Annotated in this window: 23 protein-coding genes; 13 read left to right on the plus strand and 10 right to left on the minus strand. The window is 63.6% G+C overall.

What is annotated here, in order from left to right; genetic code table 11:
* Positions 1 to 83: 83 nt before the first annotated feature.
* Together E0501_RS14880 and E0501_RS14885 are read right to left on the minus strand one after the other, a co-directional pair.
* The gene (locus tag E0501_RS14880; protein ID WP_137702168.1) at positions 84 to 344 is read right to left on the minus strand and encodes an FAD assembly factor SdhE; all 261 of its coding nucleotides are present in this window, start codon (positions 342 to 344) and stop codon (positions 84 to 86) included.
* Positions 337 to 741: a helix-turn-helix domain-containing protein gene (locus tag E0501_RS14885; protein ID WP_137702169.1), complete on the minus strand. Its 405-nt coding sequence runs from the start codon at positions 739 to 741 to the stop codon at positions 337 to 339. The genes E0501_RS14880 and E0501_RS14885 overlap by 8 nt, the downstream gene beginning before the upstream one ends.
* Positions 742 to 828: 87 nt before the next feature.
* On the opposite strand from E0501_RS14885, the gene E0501_RS14890 reads away from it, so the two are divergent.
* The 3 genes from E0501_RS14890 (at position 829) to E0501_RS14900 (ending at position 3,107) form a co-directional block, all read left to right on the plus strand.
* Entirely contained in the window at positions 829 to 2,031 is a 1,203-nt protein-coding gene (locus tag E0501_RS14890) for a pyridoxal phosphate-dependent aminotransferase (protein ID WP_137702359.1), read from the plus strand.
* The gene (locus E0501_RS14895) at positions 2,028 to 2,585 is read left to right on the plus strand and encodes an EF-hand domain-containing protein (RefSeq protein WP_137702170.1); all 558 of its coding nucleotides are present in this window, start codon (positions 2,028 to 2,030) and stop codon (positions 2,583 to 2,585) included. Before E0501_RS14890 ends, E0501_RS14895 begins: the two co-directional genes overlap by 4 nt.
* A gap of 117 nt (positions 2,586 to 2,702) precedes the next feature.
* The gene (locus E0501_RS14900) at positions 2,703 to 3,107 is read left to right on the plus strand and encodes a hypothetical protein (RefSeq protein ID WP_137702171.1); all 405 of its coding nucleotides are present in this window, start codon (positions 2,703 to 2,705) and stop codon (positions 3,105 to 3,107) included.
* A gap of 12 nt (positions 3,108 to 3,119) precedes the next feature.
* Here the strand turns inward: E0501_RS14900 and E0501_RS14905 are convergent, their stop codons facing one another.
* Both E0501_RS14905 and E0501_RS14910 read right to left on the minus strand, forming a co-directional pair.
* Positions 3,120 to 4,472, minus strand: a complete 1,353-nt coding sequence (locus tag E0501_RS14905) for an MATE family efflux transporter (RefSeq protein ID WP_137702172.1) — start codon at positions 4,470 to 4,472, stop codon at positions 3,120 to 3,122.
* Between the two features lie 50 nt (positions 4,473 to 4,522).
* Positions 4,523 to 4,999, minus strand: a complete 477-nt coding sequence (locus tag E0501_RS14910; protein ID WP_137702173.1) for an Lrp/AsnC family transcriptional regulator — start codon at positions 4,997 to 4,999, stop codon at positions 4,523 to 4,525.
* Here E0501_RS14910 and phhA point away from each other — a divergent pair.
* The gene (gene phhA, locus E0501_RS14915) at positions 4,985 to 5,917 is read left to right on the plus strand and encodes a phenylalanine 4-monooxygenase (protein WP_137702174.1); all 933 of its coding nucleotides are present in this window, start codon (positions 4,985 to 4,987) and stop codon (positions 5,915 to 5,917) included. The two genes, E0501_RS14910 and phhA, sit on opposite strands and share 15 nt — an antisense overlap.
* Before the next feature lie 275 nt (positions 5,918 to 6,192).
* On the opposite strand, the gene E0501_RS14920 is transcribed toward phhA, so the two are convergent.
* From E0501_RS14920 to E0501_RS14935, 4 genes are all read right to left on the minus strand, one after another.
* Positions 6,193 to 7,089 carry a nickel/cobalt transporter gene (locus E0501_RS14920; RefSeq protein WP_137702175.1) on the minus strand — a complete coding sequence of 299 codons (897 nt, stop codon included), beginning with the start codon at positions 7,087 to 7,089 and terminating at the stop codon, positions 6,193 to 6,195.
* Positions 7,071 to 7,709 carry a DUF1007 family protein gene (locus tag E0501_RS14925; RefSeq protein ID WP_137702176.1) on the minus strand — a complete coding sequence of 213 codons (639 nt, stop codon included), beginning with the start codon at positions 7,707 to 7,709 and terminating at the stop codon, positions 7,071 to 7,073. The genes E0501_RS14920 and E0501_RS14925 overlap by 19 nt, the downstream gene beginning before the upstream one ends.
* A gap of 148 nt (positions 7,710 to 7,857) precedes the next feature.
* Positions 7,858 to 8,835, minus strand: a complete 978-nt coding sequence (gene ppk2 / locus E0501_RS14930) for a polyphosphate kinase 2 (RefSeq protein WP_137702177.1) — start codon at positions 8,833 to 8,835, stop codon at positions 7,858 to 7,860.
* Positions 8,836 to 9,034: 199 nt separating this feature from the next.
* Complete coding sequence (locus tag E0501_RS14935) at positions 9,035 to 10,234, minus strand: calcium-binding protein (protein WP_137702178.1); 1,200 nt, start codon at positions 10,232 to 10,234, stop codon at positions 9,035 to 9,037.
* A 387-nt stretch (positions 10,235 to 10,621) separates the two neighbouring features.
* Here E0501_RS14935 and E0501_RS14940 point away from each other — a divergent pair, with 387 nt between their 5' ends.
* Positions 10,622 to 11,719 (plus strand): response regulator, encoded by a 1,098-nt coding sequence (locus tag E0501_RS14940; RefSeq protein WP_161594628.1) that lies wholly within the window; start codon positions 10,622 to 10,624, stop codon positions 11,717 to 11,719.
* 190 nt (positions 11,720 to 11,909) lie between these two features.
* On the opposite strand, the gene E0501_RS14945 is transcribed toward E0501_RS14940, so the two are convergent.
* Positions 11,910 to 12,161, minus strand: coding sequence for a hypothetical protein (locus E0501_RS14945; protein WP_137702180.1), 252 nt, complete (start codon positions 12,159 to 12,161; stop codon positions 11,910 to 11,912).
* 182 nt (positions 12,162 to 12,343) lie between these two features.
* Between E0501_RS14945 and E0501_RS14950 the strand changes: the two genes are divergently transcribed.
* The 8 genes from E0501_RS14950 to E0501_RS14980 all read left to right on the plus strand — a co-directional run bounded on the left by E0501_RS14950 (position 12,344) and on the right by E0501_RS14980 (position 19,599).
* Entirely contained in the window at positions 12,344 to 13,228 is an 885-nt protein-coding gene (locus E0501_RS14950) for an alpha/beta fold hydrolase (protein ID WP_137702181.1), read from the plus strand.
* A gap of 16 nt (positions 13,229 to 13,244) precedes the next feature.
* On the plus strand, positions 13,245 to 13,670 hold the full coding sequence (locus E0501_RS14955) for a hypothetical protein (RefSeq protein WP_137702182.1): 426 nt from the start codon (positions 13,245 to 13,247) through the stop codon (positions 13,668 to 13,670).
* A 181-nt stretch (positions 13,671 to 13,851) separates the two neighbouring features.
* On the plus strand, positions 13,852 to 15,120 hold the full coding sequence (locus tag E0501_RS14960) for a hypothetical protein (protein WP_137702183.1): 1,269 nt from the start codon (positions 13,852 to 13,854) through the stop codon (positions 15,118 to 15,120).
* Complete coding sequence (locus E0501_RS14965; RefSeq protein ID WP_137702184.1) at positions 15,117 to 15,692, plus strand: hypothetical protein; 576 nt, start codon at positions 15,117 to 15,119, stop codon at positions 15,690 to 15,692. The genes E0501_RS14960 and E0501_RS14965 overlap by 4 nt, the downstream gene beginning before the upstream one ends.
* A gap of 2 nt (positions 15,693 to 15,694) precedes the next feature.
* A complete protein-coding gene (gene parE, locus E0501_RS14970; protein WP_137702185.1) occupies positions 15,695 to 17,653 on the plus strand; it encodes a DNA topoisomerase IV subunit B in 1,959 nt (652 codons plus the stop codon).
* Positions 17,654 to 17,672: 19 nt separating this feature from the next.
* On the plus strand, positions 17,673 to 17,810 hold the full coding sequence (locus E0501_RS21175; protein ID WP_161594629.1) for a hypothetical protein: 138 nt from the start codon (positions 17,673 to 17,675) through the stop codon (positions 17,808 to 17,810).
* Positions 17,811 to 17,831: 21 nt separating this feature from the next.
* Positions 17,832 to 18,215, plus strand: a complete 384-nt coding sequence (locus E0501_RS14975; protein WP_161594630.1) for a hypothetical protein — start codon at positions 17,832 to 17,834, stop codon at positions 18,213 to 18,215.
* Positions 18,216 to 18,924: 709 nt separating this feature from the next.
* Complete coding sequence (locus E0501_RS14980) at positions 18,925 to 19,599, plus strand: hypothetical protein (protein WP_137702187.1); 675 nt, start codon at positions 18,925 to 18,927, stop codon at positions 19,597 to 19,599.
* Here E0501_RS14980 and murD read toward each other — a convergent pair whose 3' ends face one another.
* The gene (gene murD, locus E0501_RS14985) at positions 19,600 to 20,997 is read right to left on the minus strand and encodes a UDP-N-acetylmuramoyl-L-alanine--D-glutamate ligase (protein WP_137702188.1); all 1,398 of its coding nucleotides are present in this window, start codon (positions 20,995 to 20,997) and stop codon (positions 19,600 to 19,602) included. It abuts the gene before it with no gap.
* Between the last annotated feature and the right edge of the window lie 27 nt (positions 20,998 to 21,024).

Below are 21,024 nucleotides of genomic sequence, written 5' to 3' on the forward strand. Positions count from 1 at the left end.
GGACGGAAACTGGAGCAAAATGCCGAAAAATCCGTTAAATCACGGCGAGGTTAGATAAAATGCGGCGCAAAGCCCGGCGCGGGCTAGCGCGCGCCGACGATCGCGGCGATCTCGTCGATCAGCGGACGCAGCGCCTCGGGCGCGGGCGCCTGGCCGCTGACCCACTGATAGAGGTCCTGGTCGTTCTCGCTCAAAAGCGCATCATAGGCGTCAAGCTCGCTCTCGCCCATCGCTTCGAGCCGCGCCTCGGCGAAACGCATCAGGATCAGGTCCATCTCCTTGGTGCCGCGCCGCATCGAACGCATCTTCATGCGGCGCAGCCGGTCTTCGCGGGTCTCAGCCAAGCTGCCCCTCCCGAGCCAGTCCGCGCAGGCGCTTCTCCAGCGCGCCCAGGCGGTTGGCGGTCTTGTTGGCGCGGGCCTTCAGCTCGCGCAGCTCGGCCAGCACCTGGGCGAGTTCGTCATTGATCGGCTGGACCTCCTCGGGCGCGTCGATCCCGTCGCCCGTGCCATCGAGCAGCCAGGTCAGCGACACGTTGAGAATGCCGGCCAGCATCTGCAGCTTGTTGGCGCGCGGCTCGTTCACGTCGTTTTCCCAGTCGCGCAACGTGCTCAGCTTCACGCCCAGGCGTTTGGCCAGCTGTTTCTGGGTCATGCCCGCGGCATCGCGCGCGCCGGCGACGCGGTCGCCGAAGGTTGCGTTTTCGGGGTCGAACCAGCCTTCGCTCAGAGTGTCGTCCATCTCGGGCTCCTTTCTTCCCGCTTGAAGGGGATGTCAGGGCAACTTATGACAGAGATAATCCAGACTCAAACCGGGGTTCCCGACATCATGGCCTTCCTTTCCGACACGCTCGCCCGGGTGAAACCTTCACCCACCATCGCCGTCTCCAACCTCGCCGCCGAGCTCAAAGCCGCGGGCAAGGACGTGATCGGCCTTGGCGCCGGCGAGCCCGATTTCGACACCCCCGAGCACATCAAGGCCGCGGGCATCGCCGCGATCGAGGCGGGCAAGACGAAATACACCGCCGTCGATGGCATCGCCGAGCTGAAAGCCGCGATCTGCGCCAAGTTCAAGCGCGACAACGGGCTCGACTATGAGCCCGCGCAGGTCAGCGTCGGCACCGGCGGCAAGCAGATCCTCTATAACGCGCTCATGGCCACGCTGAACCCGGGCGACGAGGTGCTGATCCCGGCGCCCTACTGGGTCTCCTACCCCGACATGGTGCTGCTTGCCGGCGGCACGCCGGTGACGGTTGCGGCCACGCTGGAAAACGCCTTCAAGATCACGCCCGAGCAGCTCGAGGCGGCGATCACTCCGAAAACCAAGTGGTTCATCTTCAACTCGCCCTCGAACCCCACTGGCGCGGGCTATACCTGGGACGAACTCAAGGCGCTGACCGAGGTGCTGATGCGCCACCCGCATGTCTGGGTGATGACCGACGACATGTATGAACACCTCGCCTATGACGATTTCGAATTCTGCACGCCCGCGCAGGTCGAACCGGGTCTTTACGACCGCACGCTCACCTGCAACGGCGTCTCCAAGGCCTATGCCATGACCGGCTGGCGCATCGGCTATGCCGCCGGCCCGAAAGAGCTGATCGCCGCGATGCGCAAGATCCAGTCGCAATCCACGTCGAACCCCTGTTCGATTTCGCAATGGGCCGCGGTCGAGGCGCTGAATGGCCCGCATGATTTCATCGCGGAAAACAACGCCGCCTTCAAACGCCGGCGCGATCTGGTGGTCTCGATGCTCTCGGAAATCGACGGCGTCACCTGCCCCACGCCGGAAGGCGCGTTCTATGTCTATCCTTCGATCGCCGGACTGATCGGCAAGACATCCGCCGCCGGCACGAAGATCGAGAATGACGAGATCTTCGCCAAGGCGCTCTTGGAGGAAAAAGGCGTCGCCGTGGTCTTTGGCGCGGCCTTCGGCCTCAGCCCCTGCTTCCGGGTCAGCTACGCCACCTCGGACGCGGCGCTGAAAGAGGCCTGCACCCGGATCCAGGATTTCTGCGCCGCACTGACATGATCGCTCCGCCGCGTCTTTGCGCAGCCGTTCTGTCCGCGCTGACCCTCTGCGCCGGGCCCGCCCCGGCGCAGCAGGCGCGCGATCCCGCCTCGGTCGAGCTCGGCAGCACGCTCTCCGCGCTGCTCGCCGCGAATTTCGACCAGGCCGCGGAAATGCTCTATCGCAGCTTCGAGAAGAACAGCCATGACGGGCGGCTCGACCTGTTGCGGATCGATGAAACCGCGCGGCTCAACCTGGCAAGGAAACGCGCCGACAAGGTGGCAGGCTTTCTCGCCATCGACATCGACTGGGACGGACAGGTCACGCGGGCCGAGCTGGAAGCGGCCTTTCCCGGCGACCTGTCGGGCTTTGTCCAGGGCTATCTCGACGACGCCGAAGCCGGCGACGACGACATCATCAGCCTCGATGAAATGCGCGCCGCCGCCCTGCGCGATGCGCCCAGTGAAGGCACGGGCGACAGTTTTCTCGACGTGCTGATCCGCATGGATCTGGATAACGACGGGATTGTGACCGAAGACGAGGTTCTCTCGGTGCTCTATGCCCATGCGCAATGACCCGCCTTTTTGGTATCCCAACGGGCTGCGCGCTGCACCTGAACGGAATGCATCATTGACAATCGCCGGCTGAACCGACGAAAACACTGGCCAACCACAGGCAATAGCGGCAGGGACATGGGGGCTGATCTACCCGATTATTATTTCCGGGTGCGTGAAAACGGCGCCTTCGTCTACCGTGTGGACACCGAGAACCGCCAGCGGCGGATCGAGATGGACCAGATCGCGGTGGTCAACACCCGCAACGGCGAAATCAAACCCCATGGCGGGCGCGAGCTGTCCGAGCGCGACCTGCAGGTGATCCAGGACTGGATGGACGAACGCGTTGCCATCCTTGCCGCGCGCGATATCGACGATATCCATCGCGCCGTGGACTACCTCAACCTCACCACCCACTGGGCCCAGTCGCGCGCCACCGACGACCAGCTGGAAGAAGTGACCGACGCGCTGTTGCTGGCCATGCACGACCTGCGCTCGGTCCTGGTGCGCAAAAAGGCCGACCGGCTGCTCGACGAAAACTAGTGCCGCCCGAACCTAGAACGCCCGCGCCATCGACACCGCGAAAAACCGCCACATCAGCAGCCCCGCCGCCACCGCCAGCCCCACGGCCAGACCCAGCCAGACACCGACGCCATTCATCCCGGCGACAAAGCCCAAACCGTAGCTGACCGGAACACCGACCACCCAATAGGCCAGCGCCGCGATCAGCATCGGCACCTTCGTATCCTGCACCCCGCGCAACAGCCCCAGCGCGATCACCTGCGCGGCATCGACCAGTTGGAACAACGCGGCGGCGGCCATCAGCGCGATCCCCACCGCAAGCACCGCTTCGCGCTGCGGGTCATCGGGGTCCAGGAACAGGCCCACCAGCCAGCCGGGGATCGTCAGGAACAAAACCACCGTCATCACCGCGGCCACCCCCGACAGCGCCACCACCACCAGCGCCCCACGCCGCAGCCCGTCGCGGTCGCGCCGGCCCACGGCGCGGCCGGCCCGCACCGTCGCCGCGCTCGACAGGCCCATATGCAGCATGAAGGCCAGCGACGCGATGTTGAGCGCGATACCATGCGCCGCCAGCGGTACCTTGCCCAGCCAGCCCATCATCACCGAACTGGCGGCAAACAGGCTCACCTCGGCCAGCGTCGTCAGCCCGATGGGCAACCCCACCCTTATGACCTGGCCCAGCGCTTCGGGGTCGGGCCGCCAGAACCGGCGGAACAGGTGATGCTCGGGCGTGACGATCAGGATATAGAACACCAGCGCCCCCAGCAGCACCACCTGCACCACGAGCGAGGCAATCGCCGCCCCGCGGATACCCATCTCGGGCGCGCCCCAGTTGCCGAAGATCAGCGCATAGTTGACAACCGCATTGGCCAGCGCCGCCGCCACCGTCCCCCACAGCACGATCCCCGTGCGCTCGCGCGCGGACAGATAGCTCTTCAACACCATGCCGGTCAGCGCGAAGACAATGCCCCAGCCCGCGATGCCCAGATACTGCGCGGCGAGTTCCGCCACGTCCGGCTCCTGCCCCATCAGGCCCAGGATCGGCTCGGCAAACAGGAAGACCGGCAGGCAGGCCAGCCCGAAGGCCAGCGAGGCCCAGAGCCCCATCCGCGTCACCCGGCGCACCTGCCGCGCGTCCTCCTCGGCCTCGGCCGCCGCCACCGCCGGCATCACCGCCAGCGCGAACCCCGCCCCGAAGATGAAGAGCACGAAAAACACCATCGCGCCCAGCACGTTGCCGGCCAGCGCGCCCACGTCATACCAGCCCAGCATCACCGTATCGGTCAGCGTGATCGCGAACTGCGCGACGTTCCCGCCAATCAGCGGAACGCCCAGCGCCAGCACCGATCTGGCATGCTCGCGATATGTGACGGGATGGCTCATCCCATCCCCTTACGCGTGCACCCGCGCCCGGGCAAGCCCCGGCGCAGGCCTCACTCGACCGGCAGCGCGGTGGCGTATTTCTTCTGCCGCAGGATGAAATTCGTCACCGTGCCGCGCACGATGCCAAGCCCCAGCAGGCGCCGCATCAGGAATGTCTCCAGATCCTCGGGATCGCGCGCCACGACCTTGAGCATGTAATCGCTTTCCCCGGTGATCGAGGCGCATTCGATCACCTGCGCCTCATGCGCCACGAAGGCATCGAAAGCGGCGATCGTTTCTTCCCGGTGATCGATCAGCGACACCTGCACATAGGCCATCGCATCCAGCCCCAGCGCCCGAGGGTCCAGGATCGCCACCTGGCCGCGGATCACTCCGGCCTCCTCCAGCCGTTTCAGCCTGCGCCAGCACGGACTCGTCGACAACCCCACCGCCCGGGCCAGGTCGGACAGGCTCGGCTTCGCATCCCGCTGAACCTCTTTCAGGATCAACCGGTCGAAATGATCCAGCTCGGCATGCAGATCGGACATATTTTTCCCAATTTTCGTGTATGGCGAAAAATTTTGCCCAAGATTACCACCTTTTCCACAAAAAAGCGAAAACATTTCGCCCGAGTTGGCATTTCCTTCTTCCGAAACAGGAGACGCCTCATGCCCAAGGATACCAGCTATACCGCCAAGACCCCCGACAGCACGGGCCAAATCCAATACGACGCCGATGAAAACGCCGTCTGGCGCGATCTCGTGGCCCAGCAGATGCCCAAGGTGCAGCGCCTGATGGCGCGGCCCTATCTCGATGGCCTCGCCCGGCTCGACATGCCGCGCGACCGCGTGCCCCAATGCACAGACATCTCGGCCCGGCTGCGCGAGCTGACCGGCTGGCAGGTCGACCCCGTGCCGGCGCTCATCCCCTTCGGGCAGTTCTTCTCGATGCTGGCCGCGAAAACCTTTCCCGCCGCCAGCTTCATCCGCCGGCGCGAGCATTTCGACTATATCGAGGAACCCGACATCTTCCACGAGATCTTCGGCCACACACCGCTGCTGACCGATCCGCGCTTCGCGCGCTTCTCGCAGGCCATCGGCCGGGCCGGTCTCGCCGCGGCGCCGGCCGATTACAGCTGGCTCATCCGGCTCTACTGGTTCACCATCGAGTTTGGCCTGACCCGGGAAAACGGTGCGCTCAAGGCGCTCGGCTCGGGGCTCGCCTCCTCGCCCACCGAATTGCCCTGGTCGGTCTCGGGTGACCCCGAGTACCGCCCCTTCGACGTGATCGACATCCTGCGCACGCCCTACCGCATCGACATCCACCAGCCGCTCTATTTCGTGCTCGATGATCTCGACGCGCTCTTTGCCGCCGCCGAACGCGACCTTCTGGCCGATATCCGCACGGCGCGCAGCCTTGGCCTGCACGCCCCGAAATACCCTCCGAAAACGGCGCGCGCCCGATAAGGTATTGCGCCGCGTGTGCCACGCGTCGCGGCGGGGCGGGGCCTCGCCATCACTGCTTCGCCGCCGTCCACGCTGTGCAAGTGAGTATTTTCACCAAGAAAGAGACCAGGCGAAGACCGCCACCGGTCTCTCTTGGCCAAAATACTCGATGGCCGACGCCTGCCATAGTACCCTGCACCCCGGGCGCGCCGATCGCGCGGCGACGGGGGCGGTTGCGGTTTTCTCAAAACCGCAACCGGGTGGGTGGGCGGGCCGCCGGCGCCGCGCGATCCTGCCTAGAGCGCCGACAGCGCGAGCTGCGACGCGACGACCAGCACCAGGAGCCCCGCCACCACCTCGATCACCGAGGCCGTGCGCGCCGCCCCGGCACCACCCATCCTCTGGGCCAGGGCCCCCTCGCGCATGCTGACCGCCAGGACCGCCACCGCCATGGTCACGCTGGCGGTGCCCAGCGCCATCACCACGGCGCCGGCGATTCCGGCCATGTCGATCTCCATCAGGTGCCCCAGGATCAGCAGGATCACAGCCCCCGAACAGGGCCGGATGCCTACGCTGGCCACCAGCGCCACCGCGTCGCGCAGCGACCGCACCTCGCCGGCCTCTTCCAGGGTCGGCCCGTGGCTGTGCCCGCAGCTGCAGCTGCCATCGTCGTGCCGGTGATGCCCGCGATGCGCCCAGGCGCGGCGCAGGTGCCCCAGCCCGCGCAGCAGGAGCCACAGCCCCACCAGCGCGATTGCCGCATAGGACAGCGGCTCGAGCATGGTTTCGGCCACCGAGATCATCCGCTCGCGTCCCCACTGAAACGCGAACACCCCGGCATAGACCAGCGCCACCGCCGTCACCGCCTGCATCAGGCTCGAGGCCAGCGCCAGCCCGACCAGCCGCGCCAGCGGCACCCGCCGGCCCACGCCATAGCCGCCGATCAGGAGCTTGCCATGCCCCGGCCCCGCCGCATGAAAAAACCCGTAGGCAAAACACAGGCCCAGAAGCCCGCTCCAGGCCGCCGCGTCGCCGCCGCGCAACTGGCGCAGCATGCCCGCGATCGCGTTCTGCGCGTCCCGCTGGCCCTGCGCGGCCCAGGCGGCCACGCGGTCCATGCCGCCAAAGCCCCACAGCCAAACGGCCAGCGCCAGCCCCAGCGCCACCGGCAGGATCAGGAAGGCGCGGCGCATGTCACCTCCACCGTGTCGGCGAACTGCGCCCCCACCTCGGGAAAGGGCACGGTGCCGTCTTCGGGGATCTCGGCCAGCTCCGCCAGCAGCGCCTTCTGCGCGGCGCCGATATCGGCCGGCCGGATCGCCACGCGGCAGCCCTCGGGCACATCCACGCCCAGCCCCAGGTCATAGGCGGTATAGAAGGTCGGGTCATAGGCCTTGACCGCCACCGCCCCCGCGACCGGTTGCGCCAGCGGGCGGAAATGGCGGGTGGTGATCTTGCCGTCCTCGAAGGCGGTGCCGCGCGGCTCGGGCGCGCCCAATGCCACCGCCGCACCCTCCTGCGCGAGATAGAGATCGCCCTCGAACCCATCAATCCAGTGCATGTCGAAACCGCTCAGGCGGGCCAGCTCGGCCTCGGTCAGCTTGCCGTCGTAATCGCCATCCAGTTCCATGTCCTCCAGCACCAGAAGCGAGTAGAACTCGTCATATTGCCAGGCCACCTCGATGCCGGTGATCCGCCCCTCTTCGGCCACCACCCGCAGGCCGGTGGCCACGAAGATATGCGGATGCGCCAGCGCCGCTCCGGGCAGCGCCAGCCATGTCAGTGCCGCGATGGTGCGAAATCCCCCAAACATGCCTGTCCAGATAGCCGCCCCGCCCCGGCGCCGCAACGCCGCCGTTACGCCCAAACCGCCGATGCGCGGAAATGCGCGCGGGAAAAACAAAACGCCACGCGCCCTCCTCCTGGCGCGTGGCGTTCTCACCCAGATCGACCGATGCGCCTCAGGAGCGGCGTTGATCGGGATGCAGGGCTGTCCCAAGGATATGATCGGACCGGTGGATCACGTGGTTCGCACTCGACACCAGCAGCGGGTCGGGACGGCCCACCAGCTTGTGATCCTTGCCCGGGTATTCCAGGCTGGCCAGGAAATGGCGCATGCAGGCCAGCCGCGCGCGCTTCTTGTCGTTCGACTTGACGATGGTCCAGGGCGCATCGGCGGTGTCGGTGTAGAAGAACATCGCCTCCTTGGCCTCGGTGTAGTCGTCCCACTTGTCGAGGCTCGCCTTGTCGATCGGGCTCAGCTTCCACTGCTTGAGCGGGTCCGTCTCACGGCTCTCGAACCGGCGTCGCTGCTCGTCCTGCGTGACCGAGAACCAGTATTTGAACAACCGAATCCCCGAGCGCACCAGCATCCGTTCCAGGTCAGGCGTCTGGCGCATGAATTCCAGGTATTCATTGGGCTCGCAGAACCCCATCACGCGCTCGACGCCGGCGCGGTTGTACCACGACCGGTCATAAAGCACGATCTCACCCGAGGTTGGCAGGTGCTGGATATAGCGCTGGAAATACCACTGGCCCTTTTCCTCGTCCGTGGGCTTGTTCAGCGCGACAACCCGGGCCGACCGCGGGTTCAGGTGCTCGGTGAACCGCTTGATCGTGCCGCCCTTGCCCGCGGCGTCGCGGCCCTCGAACAGCATGACGAATTTCTGCCCGGTCTCCTGCGTCCACAGCTGCACCTTCAGAAGCTCGGCCTGCAGCTTAGCCTTCTGCGCCTCATAGGTCTTGCGGTTCATCTTGTCGGTATAGGGGTATTCCCCGCTCTCGAAGGCGCGCCGCACCTCTTCCAGTGTGGGTTCCTTCTTGAAACTCTTGGCGGGCTTGGCCGCAACAGCTTTCGGGGCCGCCGCCTCCACCTTGGTCTCGGGCTTTGCTTCGGGGGCCTTGGCAGAACTGGGCCGTGCGGCGCTTCGCGTCGTCATATGCGTCTCCTTCACATTCACGCCCGTATCTTACGCCTGCTGCGACAATCCGTCCTTGATCCGCATCAAGTATCCGCACGCCCGGAAAAGGCCGCGAAACATGCAAAACCCGGACGCGGCAGCCCCTCCGCGCCCGGGCGCCCCGCCGCCTCGGCGGCGGGAAAACAACCGCCCCGAAAGGGGCAGCTTCGGCAGGCCATCACAGGATGAAATCGTCTGCCGTGATATTGGCCAGCGCCACGTCATCGATCTTCAGGCGGTCATCCTCGCCCAGGTCGATATAGGTGCTGCCCTTGCGCTCGAAGGCCGAGGCCAGGAAGTCCTCGGCCGAGGCAAAGCCGTAGGCCGAGACATCGATCAGGTCGATGCCGTCCTCGAAATCCTTGATCACGTCAAAGGAGGCATCGGCGGAGAACACCAGCACATCCGCGCCCAGTCCGCCGTTATAGATGTCGCGGCCTTCACCGCCATCCAGCGTGTCGTCACCGGCCTTGCCCAGCACGCGATCCTTCCCGGCACCGCCGGTAATCACATCATTGCCGCCATCGCCGCGCAAACGGTCATTCCCGTCGCCGCCATTGATCGTGTCATCACCCGAGCGGCCGCGGATCCGGTCATCACCGGCACCGCCATCCATCAGGTCATGACCGCTGCCGCCATCCAGCCGGTCGTCGCCATCACCACCGCTCACGGTGTCGTCTCCGGCACCCGCCTTGATCTGGTCGTCACCGCCATCGCCGGTAATCGAGTCCTCGCCCTTGCCGGCCGCGATCGTGTCGGCGCCTTCACCGCCCTGAAGGTCGTCATTGCCGCGCCCGCCCGAGATCGAGTCCTCGCCATCGCCACCCGATACCGAGTCGTCTCCGCGGGTGCCGGTCAGCGTGTCATTGCCCGCCGTGCCCGGCGCGTCGCCCGAACCCTGGTCGGCGGTGCCGTCATCGTCGCCGCTCGGCGTGCCCGGCGCATCGCCCGAGCCCTGGTCGGCGGTGCCGTCGTCGTTGGGCGATCCCGGCGATGCCGTCCCTGCCAGAGATGCCAGACGGTTGGCATCCTCCTCGGTCGCGGCACGCTCGAGGATCGTTTCGTTGTCGGCATTCTTGCGCTCGTAGACGCCGCCGGAAACCGACTCCTTCGTGCCGTCGACATAGGTGATTTCGATGGCCTCGCCGACCAGCGAAACTTGGGCAACCTCGGCGGTGAGCGGGCCCAGCGCCGCCTCGTGGCTCGCGACAAGCCCGTTCAACCGGTCTATGTCCGCCTGCGTGGCAGCGCGCTGTTCAACGGTGTCACCGTTCTCGTCCTTGCGCTCATAGATGCCGGCGTCGATTTCTTCGCTCGACCCGTTGGCATAGTCGATCTTGATATGACCCGAAAGGGTTTCTGCAGAAACGATTTCCATTGGTCTTCTCCGTTTTGGTGTCTGTTCCTGCCAACTGATCTAGCAGCCGCCCGTCCTTGCCGCGAAAGGACGAAGTCCGGCGTTCTGTCAGACTATGGTCGGTACGCTGGCCCTCCTTCAGTCCATCCTGCCTCCGCGGTCCGGCAACCAACGGGGCCATAGCTTCCCACAACAGCTCAACAGCGCAGGCAGCAGTCTCAGAGGGAATTTTGCACGCGTTGAGACACCCCCAAACACCGGCGACAACCCTGAGGGATTTCACCGCTGAAATTGCCACAATCTCACTCGGATTCTTTCATTTGTCCGCCATGATCGGCCCCCACCGTTCCCTGGTACGTTTAAGATCTGCTGTTTTTCCCTGAATTACCGAAAGACAGGTGGGCGGTCTTGAAAATTCTGACAGTCGATGACGACCCCGGCATTCTGACCATTCTTGAGCACGCGCTGACCAGCACCGGATTCCATGAGGTTGTCAGCGCAACTTCGGCAATGCACGCGCTCGAACAGATTGGCTCGGCCGAAACGCCGTTCGAGTGTTTCCTGATCGACATCCAGATGCCCGAACTCGACGGCATCGCCTTGACCGAGATCATTCGGCAAACGCCAGGTCACGGCGACAAGCCGATCCTCATGCTGACCGCGATGCACGACACGTCATATCTGGATCGCGCCTTCCGGGCTGGCGCCACGGATTACGTGACCAAGCCCTTGGATATCGAGCAGCTGCGCCAGCGTATCAGCAGTGCACAAAAGACCAGCTACGAAAAATCCCTCGTCGCCCAGCAGCCCTTCAACGAAGAACATCCGATCGAACTCGATGCCGCAAACCCCGAAATCAAGATTTCGCATCGCGTCGGGATTGGCACCACGGATACCGCGATCGATTTCGGTGAGTTCGAAAACTATGTGCTGCAGCTGACACGCGGGCGGAAAAAGGACCACGTCCTGTTCGCTATCAAGCTCATTCCGGTCACAGGCCGAAAGTTTTCAGCCTCCGGGGCAAGCTTTCGCGCGGCGCTCGACACCGCGGCCGAAGCAATCGGCACCACGCTTATCAACGATCATGGAGTGCTGTGTTACAGGGGGGATGGAACCTATCTCTGTCTTCGCGACGGTCCTGTTTCCGCGTCTCGCTCCGAACTCGAAAACGCGCTGAGCAGCCATTTCGTGGCGGCCAGTTCCGGCGCGGCTTACAAGCCGCAGAACTTCGGTTTCCTCGTCGGAGACCCTGTTTCGCTCAGCGCCTACACCGAGGACACCGTATTCGAAGCGCTGTCCTGCGCGATCGGCAACGTCGAAGACCGGTTTGTTCTGTTCACCCACGAGCGCAAGCGCCCATCGCGCTTCCTGTTCAGGCGGCGCCTGTCAAAGGATCAGCAGAGGCTTGAGCGGCTAGCCTACAAGTCTTTGTTCGAAAAGGTTCAGGCCATCGCCATCGACACGAACTGGCAGGACATCGCTGTCAAACGCACGAAAAAGAAATAGTCCATGCCTGCCCGGCTTACCCGTGACGGGCAGGCATGGATCATTGCTCAGCAATCCTCCGCCGGCAGGATTTCAATATTCGAGTACACCCCGTCCGCCGTGGTGATCTTGGCACAAACGCCTGCCTCACGATTGAACCAGAACATCGTCAGCCCCTCGCCGCCCGGTGACGGTGGCTGCCGAAGAGTGGCTATCGCCTCCGCGTCAGAAGCCGGCAAATAAACCACAGGATGAACAGGTTCACCCCTGGCATCAACAAGGCCAGCACGACCGACTCCATACTCGCGAGCTGCACCCACGGTGAACCGAGAATGATCACGAAAACGCCCGCCAGCGGATCCTGTGGCTGACCGAACCAGCCAAATGTGCCAATCGCCATCAACGCCAGCGCACCAAGCCACAAAACAACGAACAACCCGATCAGAAAACGACAGAAAGCCATGCCAAACTCCTGTTAGAAATCCGGTTTTGTCCCCACTAAAAAGCCTACGGGCCCGCCCGACCGGACACAACGCCTTTCGCCTCTGACCACCCGCGCGATCAGCCCGGCAATGGCGTGCCCCGGGCCGGGCCGAACGCCGCGTTCCACTTGCCTTGCCGCGCGCGATGCGCCAGCCTTGCCCGATGCAAAGCCACCACATCCACCTATCCGGCCAGCCGTTTCACTACCTCACCTGGGGCAGCCCCGACCTGCCGCCGCTGCTCATGCTGCACGGCTTTCCTGAATATTCCGGCGCCTGGGATGAACTGGCCTCCCGGCTCTGCGACCGGTTCTACTGCATCGCCCCCGATCAGCGCGGCTATGGCCAGAGCTGGGCGCCGCCCGAGGTGGGCGAATACACCACCTCGAATCTCGTCGGCGACATGGCCGCCCTCATTGAGGCGCTGGATCTCGCTCCCTGCACCGTGCTGGGGCATGACTGGGGGTCGGCGGTGGCCTACGGGCTGGCGATGATGGCGCCCGACCTGGTATCGCGTCTCATTATCGTCAACGGCGTCCATCCCGCGCCCTTCCAGCGCGCCATCGCCGCGGGCGGCGCCCAGACCGAGGCCTCGCAATATATCCACTACCTGCGCCGCGATGGTTCCGAGGATGAGCTTGCTGCCAATGATTTCGCGAAACTGCTCTCGCTCTTCTCGGCGCATATGGATCTCTCCTGGCTTACTGGCCCGCGCCTGGCCGCCTACAAGCGTGAATGGGCCCGCCCCGGCCGGATGCGCGGCATGGTCAACTGGTATCGCGCCTCACCCCTGCGCGTGGGCACCCCCGGAAAACCGCTCACCGACCTGCCCACCCTGCCCCGCGAACGCCTGATGGTGCGCCAGCCGCATCTCCTGATCTGGGGCGCCAATGATACCGCCCTTCTGCCGGAAGCCACCGAAGGGCTTGAAGAGTTCGCCCCCAACCTCACCCGCGTCACCATCGACGGCGCCGATCACTGGCTCTGCCACCAGAACCCCGATGCCGTGGCCGTCGCGATCCTCGACTGGATCGCCACGCGCCCCTGAACCCGGAAGCCCGCCCATGCGAACCACCGCTCTTTTCATCTTCCTCTGCCTGCTCTCGGCGCCCCTGCAGGCCAACCCGGCTGCCTATACCTGCACGGTGCTCGACATGCTCACCTTCGACCGGAAGGATACCGCCTTCCAGGCCAAGAACCTGCGCAAGGAATTCGATCTGCTGATCGATGCGCGGACCGTCACGATGCTTACGCGCTCGAAGGATTTCGAGGACAGCACCCAAACCCTTGCAATCACCGCCAACGGCCCGGCAGACATCATTGCCGATAAACTCAACCGCGGCGCGCCCACCGGCACCCGCCTCATGCTGCCCCGCCGCCATGCGGCGCTCGCCGACAAGGGTAGCAGTTTCAAGGCCACCTTCGTGGTGCAATACAGCCTCTTCGCCAATTCCTGGCTGCTCACCTGCGCGCGCCCCTCCAACAGCTAGACGCCAACTTCTCGCGTCCCCGCCCACAAGAAATCTCGGCGGCGACCAGAGCGAACCCGCGATGAACTGACGGATCAGGAAACCACCCTGAGGCGAGTTTTCCCGCTCGATTTCGCGATTTACGAAAATCGTGCTGCATTGGTTGCAATTGATATGGAATTTCAACTTCAGGCGTCACCGCATGCCAAACATACTGCGCATATTTCTTTCCGCCCTGCTTTTTCCGCTTGTGACGGCAGCAGGGTCGCTGTCAGCGGACACCATACAGACGAAATACACGCTCTCCCTCTACTACGGCGTCGGCATCCCGAAGGGCGAAGCGACCCTGTCGATCTACGTTAAGTCTCCGGGCGCGGGACGCCCCGAACGATTGCCCTATGCCTTCCTCTACGGGCGCACAGGCGATTCGCCCACCTCCACGACACTCAAGGTCGATGACGTGCCCATCGATTCCGAAGCGATTGCCACCGCCGTCGCCGGACAACTCAAGCTTGACGACGAAAAGACCCTCTTTCTTCCCGTGGCGATCGTTTCACTGGTGGATCAGCGGCGCGATATCATCCCGACCCTCACCTTCAAACTGACCGAAACGCGCGAGCTTGCCTTCCAGCGCAGTTATCCCTTCGAGAAATACAACTGCACCGAACGCATCGCGATCGCCGACCTTGAAATGGTCATTCTCGCCAGCCGCGTGCTCCTGACGGATCACGACACTTACCTGTCGGCCGATAGCAACTGGGATTGCCTGCAGGCCTTCTTCGAAGCCAATGCCTCGCTGATGAAATCCGTCGCGCCGGGGCAGTTCAACGATGTCCTTTCCTTCCTGTCGGACTACCGCACCTTCCAGAAGGAAGACGTCGCCCCGCGGTTCATCACCCTCTATCTCAACTTCCTGCGCAAGGTCGCCGAGCTCGACATCAACGGCGTCGAACTGACCGCCGGTCGGCGGGTGCGCGACCAGATCCGCGCCGAGCTTTCCGAGATCTATTCCGACCACAGCGTCCTGGCGATCGCCTCGGCGGGCGGCATGCTCGAAACCCTCAGCAAGGCCCGCCTCGCCGATATCTGCCTGCCGCTCGCCGCCACGCTGTTCCACAACCTGTCGCAACTGCCGCCCGAAGACCTCGCGGCCCAACAAAGCCTGCACCCGGGCACGGCCGGCCAGCTTCGGTTTGCATTGATCAAGGCGATGGACTGCGCCGTGAACCTCGCCAAGGAAGCCGGTGTCGATCTGAACCGGCAGGGGCCGATACGCGAAACCGTCGATTGGCTCTACCCGGACAAAGCCGATTTCATGCAAACCTACATGGCGCTTTACCGCGCAATGGAGAACCAGGGCTGGTTCAAGCAGGACCTGATCCTGACCAATAGCGGCGCCGAACTGGCCAACAGCTACTATCAAGAGCATTTCCGCGACTTTCAAAGACCAAGGAGCCGTCCAGACACATGAGTCATCCCACCATGTCTCCCGCAACGCCGCATTCCGGGCCTTACCGTTTCACCATCGCGTGGATTGCCGGGCTCGCCATCACGCTCGTCCATATCGGCACCGCCGCCTTCCTGTGGTTTTCCTTCCGGCACCACCCCGCCTTCACCGATGACATTTCCCCGCCCGAGGTGACCTTGCCGCTGACCGTGGCCTGCGTGGTCTCGATCGCGAAATGGTTCATCGACACCCGCGGCCTTCGAAAATCCGACCAGCAATACGGCTGGCCGATGGTCGCCTTTGCCACCATCGTGATCGTCACCTTCCTCGTCTGCCTGCCCCTGGGCCCGTATCTCTACATGACCGGCACGATCGCCCAGGTCGAAACGCTCAACGAGTTCTACCTCTTCGTCGAAAGCGTGATGGGCGGCGTCTTCGCCCTGCTCTTCTCCGAGCTTTTCGGCACCAGCGACCAGACCGAGCAATACCCCGCGCCGCTCATCGCGACCTCTGGCGTTTCCGGCCGATCTGCCCGCTTCCCCCCCGCGCCGCGCTCTGCCATAATGCCCGCCAACAAACAACAAGAGCAGCGGTGACCATGGCCGACGATCTCCTCACCCCCGCGGACAGCGGCGACTACAACGCCGACAGCATCGAAGTGCTGGAGGGGCTCGAACCCGTCCGCAAGCGTCCCGGCATGTATATCGGCGGCACCGACGAACGCGCGCTGCACCACATGGTCGCCGAGATCCTCGACAACTCGATGGACGAGGCGGTGGCCGGCCACGCCAACAGGATCGAGGTCGAGTTGCATGACGACTACTCGCTCACCGTGCGCGACAACGGCCGCGGCATCCCGATCGACCCGCATCCGAAATTCCCCGACAAATCCGCGCTCGAGGTCATCCTCTGCACGCTCCACGCCGGCGGCAAGTTCTCCGGCAAGGCCTACCAGACCTCCGGCGGTCTGCACGGCGTCGGCGCCTCGGTCGTGAACGCGCTCTCGGATTCCATGGTCGTCCAGGTCGCCCGCAACAAGGAACTGTTCGAGCAGCGCTTCTCGCGCGGCCTGCCGCTGGGCCCGGTGGAGAAGATCGGCACCACCCAGAACCGCCGCGGCACCACCGTCACCTTCCACGCGGACGCCGAGATCTTCGGCCAGCACCGCTTCAAACCCGCCCGCCTCTTCAAATCCATCCGGTCAAAGGCCTACCTCTTTTCCGGCGTCGAAATCCGCTGGAAATCCGCCATCGACGACGGTGAAACACCGACCGAGGCCACCTTCCACTTCCCCGGCGGCCTTGCCGATTACCTCAAGGAAACACTGGGCACCGCCTCCACCTATGCCGAGCAACCCTTCGCCGGCACCGTCGATTTCCAGGAGAAGTTCAACACCCCCGGCAAGGTCGAATGGGCGATCAACTGGACCCCCGCGCGCGATGGCTTCATCCAGTCCTACTGTAACACCGTCCCCACGCCCGAGGGCGGCACCCACGTCGCCGGCTTCTGGGCCGCGATCCTCAAGGGCATCAAGGCGTACGGCGAACTGGCCAACAACCGCAAGGCCGGCCAGATCACCCGCGATGATCTCACCTCGGGTGGCTGCGCGCTCGTCTCCACCTTCATTCGTGAGCCGGAATTCGTCGGCCAGACCAAGGACCGCCTTGCCACCGTCGAGGCCCAGCGCCTCGTTGAAAACGCCGTGCGCGACCATTTCGATCACTGGCTGGCGTCCAACACCAAGTCCGCCGGCGCCATCCTCGATTTCCTCGTGCTCCGGGCCGAGGAACGCCTGCGCCGCCGCCAGGAGAAAGAGACCGCCCGCAAATCGGCCACGAAAAAGCTCCGCCTGCCCGGCAAGCTCGTCGATTGCTCCTCGAACGCCCGCGACGGCACCGAATTGTTCATTGTCGAGGGCGACTCGGCCGGCGGCTCCGCCAAGATGGCCCGCGACCGCAATACCCAGGCGCTCCTGCCGCTCCGCGGGAAAATCCTCAACGTGCTCGGCGCCGCGTCATCCAAGCTCGGCTCGAACCAGGAGATCAACGACCTGACCCAGGCCCTCGGCACCGGCCTCGGCACGCGGTTCAACCTCGACGATCTGCGCTATGACAAGATCATCATCATGACCGACGCGGATGTCGACGGCGCGCATATCGCCTCGCTGCTGATGACCTTCTTCTTCACCCAGATGCGCCCCCTGATCGACGCAGGGCATCTCTACCTCGCCTGCCCGCCCCTCTACCGCCTGACCCAAGGCGCGCGGCGCATCTACGTCGCCGACGACGCGGAGAAAGAGGCGATGCTGGCCAAGGGCCTCGGCGGCAAGGGCAAGATCGACGTGCAGCGTTTCAAGGGCCTTGGTGAAATGGACGCCAAGGACCTGAAGGAAACCACCATGGACCCGAAATCGCGCAAGCTCATCCGCGTGACGATAGATGAGGATGAACCCGGCGAAACCGGCGATTTGGTGGAACGCCTGATGGGCAAGAAGCCCGAACTGCGGTTCCAGTATATCCAGGAGAACGCACGGTTCGTGGAGGAGTTGGATGTTTAAGTCGGAGTAAAACAACCTGATGACTAATGTTTTTATTAGCTGGAGCGGCGCAACAAGCAAACGAATTGCAGAAGAGCTACGTGGCTGGATTCCTGCTACGCTTCAATTTGCAAAACCCTATTTCACGCCAGATGACATCGAAAAAGGTTCGAAATGAGGTTCGGAAATTTCCCAAAAATTGTCAGAGACAAACGTGGGGATAATTTGCCTTACTCAAGAAAACTTTTCCAAGCCGTGGATACTGTTTGAAGCTGGAGCGCTTTCTAAAGATTTGGACCGCTCCAAAGTTTGCTCCGTGCTTTTTGGAATGGAAAATACTGATCTTTCAGGGCCTCTGACCACATTTCAAACTACATCATTCGAAAAGTCTGATTTTCGAAAACTTATGTCTGCAATCAATGATGCCGGTGAAGACAGAAAACTAGACGCAGAGACATTTTCAAATGTTTTCGAAATGTGGTGGCCAAAACTTGAAACAAAGATATCAAAGATTTTGAGTGATAGCGTTAGTGGCGAAAATCAGAAATTCGCTCGGATCGCGAACTGCTTGAAGAGATACTGAATATTAGCCGTGCAAACCTTCGCGCGCGGCCCCGTGAAAAAGATGAACCGATTTCACTGGGCTTCATCCACCATTTTATCGACACAATGGTAGAAACAATTGACATTTACGAGAGATCGACGGAAAAGGAGTTTTATCACGTAATCCAAGCACATTTTGAAATGCTGGATTATTTGCGTCATCTTTTTCCGGATTTTCATGCCAAATCCAATTCGCGAGTCTCTGAACTAAGGTCAAGATTTAACGAGATTGTTCCTTTTTAAGGGAACGTCATTTGTTTATCTTCAGACATTCCAGTTGCCGCCAATCAAGTATCGCAACCCGCGCCTCCTCCGCGCCATCGCCGACCCGCGGGGTGGCGATCCGACGCTTCAGCAACGCGCTTTATCCCGGCCAAACCCCTCCACCCCACCCGTTCCGCACACCCTCCCCCAATCGCCGCCCCGGGGGGCGGGTCGGCGATGGCGCGGCGGCCCAAGGGGCCGCTATTCGCGCCGGGGCATGTCCAGACCCGTAGGCCGGGCTTCAGCCCGGCACCCACCCCCACCGCACGCCCGGTTAACCAAACAAACCCTTAACAAATGCCGCGCTGCGGCGGTGCACGCATGTCAGCCGGGCGGCAGCCGGAAATCACCCCCCACCCCATCACCCCCCGAAACCGCGATTAACCCCCTCGCACGCCCCGGCAACACCTCCTAAACTCCCCGACATGCGAGTCGCCTTTCTCCTCTGCCTGCTTCTGGCCGCCTGCGCCGCCCGTCCGCTGACCGAGGCGGAAAAAAACTTTGCAGAACAGCTCTTTGGCGGTATGGCCAACCCCGAGACCATCCGCTTCCACGATGGCGCCGTGGTCGACAAAATCACCTACCAGCGGCAAAAACGCCCCCGCCTCGCCTGCCGCGAGCGGATCTGGCCCGAACCCGAGACCGAAACCGTCACCGTCGGCCCTGCCGCGCTGACGATTCACAACCGGGTTTTCTACTCTAAGCCTTACTATACAAACGATTATTTGCCCGATTACCCCGAAAAGCTCTACCTCTTCGCCGCCATGCTCTTCGCCCATGAACTCACCCATGTCTGGCAATGGCAGAACCGCGAAAAAACCGGCTATTCGCCGATGAAGGCAGCGCGCGAACACCGCTGGGCGGAAGACCCTTATCTCTATGATATCAATACGAAAAACACGTTCTTCGACTATGCCTACGAACAGCAGGCCAGCATCGTCGAGGAATATGTCTGCTGCGCCGCGCTCGACCCGCAGGCGCCCCGCACGCGCCGCCTCGAACAGCTCCTCAAGGGCGCTTTTCCCCTGAAACACCTGCACATCCCCGACAAGATCTACGTGCCCTGGGAAGGCACCCAGAAGTCCGGAATTTGCCAGTAATCACAAAAGCTTGGCGACTTCCTCCATGAAGTGCTCACCGCGCTTTTCGAAGCTGTCATACTGGTCGAACGACGCCGCCGCCGGCGCCAGCAGCACCACCTCGCCCGGCTCCGCCTCGGCTGCCGCGCGCGCCACCGCGGTGCCCATGTCGCCGCACACCTCGGCCTCAACCCCTTGCAATTGCAGGGCAAAGTTCGCCGCCTCCCGCCCGATCACATAGGCCTTCACAACCGACGCGCTCGCCTCCAGCAGCCCCGACAGCCCGCCTTCCTTCTCCAGCCCGCCACAGATCCAGCGGATTTTGTCGAACGCCATCAAGGCCTTGGCCGCCGAATCCACGTTGGTCGCCTTGCTGTCGTTCACGAACCGCACGCCATCCTTCTCGCCCACCAGCTGGCTGCGATGCGGCAATCCGCCAAACGTCTGAAATCCCTGCTCGATCTCCCGCGGCGCCAGCCCCAGCGTCCGGCACACCGCGTAGGCGCAGCAGGCGTTCTGGTGGTTATGCGCGCCCGGCAATCCCGCCACGCCGCGCAGGTCGATCGATCCCACCTGCCGCCCCTTGCGGTATTCGGACAAAAACCCTTTGCGCGCAAAGACATGCCAGCCCGGCCCGGTCAGTTTCCGCTCGACCGTAATGTCGATAACCCGGTCATCGCCCGGCCCCTCGGCCATCTGGTTGGCAAGGTATCGCCCCTCCACCTCATCCACCCCGATCACGCAGCGATCCGGCCCGCCTTCCGCGAAAAGCCGCCGCTTGGCCGCGAAATATCCGCCCATGCCGCCATGCCGGTCCAGATGGTCGGGCGACAGGTTGGTGAACACCGCCACATCCGGCGTCAGCGCGCGCGCCAGGTCGGTCTGGTAGCTCGACAGCTCCAGCACCACCACCGCGCCATCGCCCGGCGGATCGATATCCAGCACCCCGCGCCCGATATTGCCGGCCAGCTGCGCCTCGCGCCCCGTCTCTGCCAACACGTGATGGATCAACGCCGAGGTGGTCGATTTCCCGTTCGATCCCGTCACCGCCACGACCCGCGGCAGCACGTCGAAACTGTCCCAGTCACGCCCGCCCAGCGAGCGGAAAAAGAGCCCGATATCGTTATCCACCGGCACGCCCGCCGCCCAGGCCGCCTCGATCACCCGGTTGGGCGCGGGATAGAGATGCGGAATGCCCGGACTGACGATCAGGCAGGCCACTCCGTCAAACGCGCCCTGCCGCGTCAGGTCAACGCATTGAAAGCCCTCAGCGTCGGCCTTGTCGCGCGCAGAGGCGTTGTCATCCCAGCAAACCGGCTCGGCCCCGCCCGCGCGCAGCGCCCGCGCCGCCGACAGGCCCGACCGGCCCAGCCCAAGAACCGCCACCCGGCGTCCCTCGTATCCGCGCACTGGTATCATTCACGCCCCCTGCCTTGCGAGGCCGCC

This window comes from Marimonas lutisalis (assembly GCF_005434965.1).
Classification (GTDB): Bacteria; Pseudomonadota; Alphaproteobacteria; order Rhodobacterales; family Rhodobacteraceae; genus Marimonas_A; species Marimonas_A lutisalis.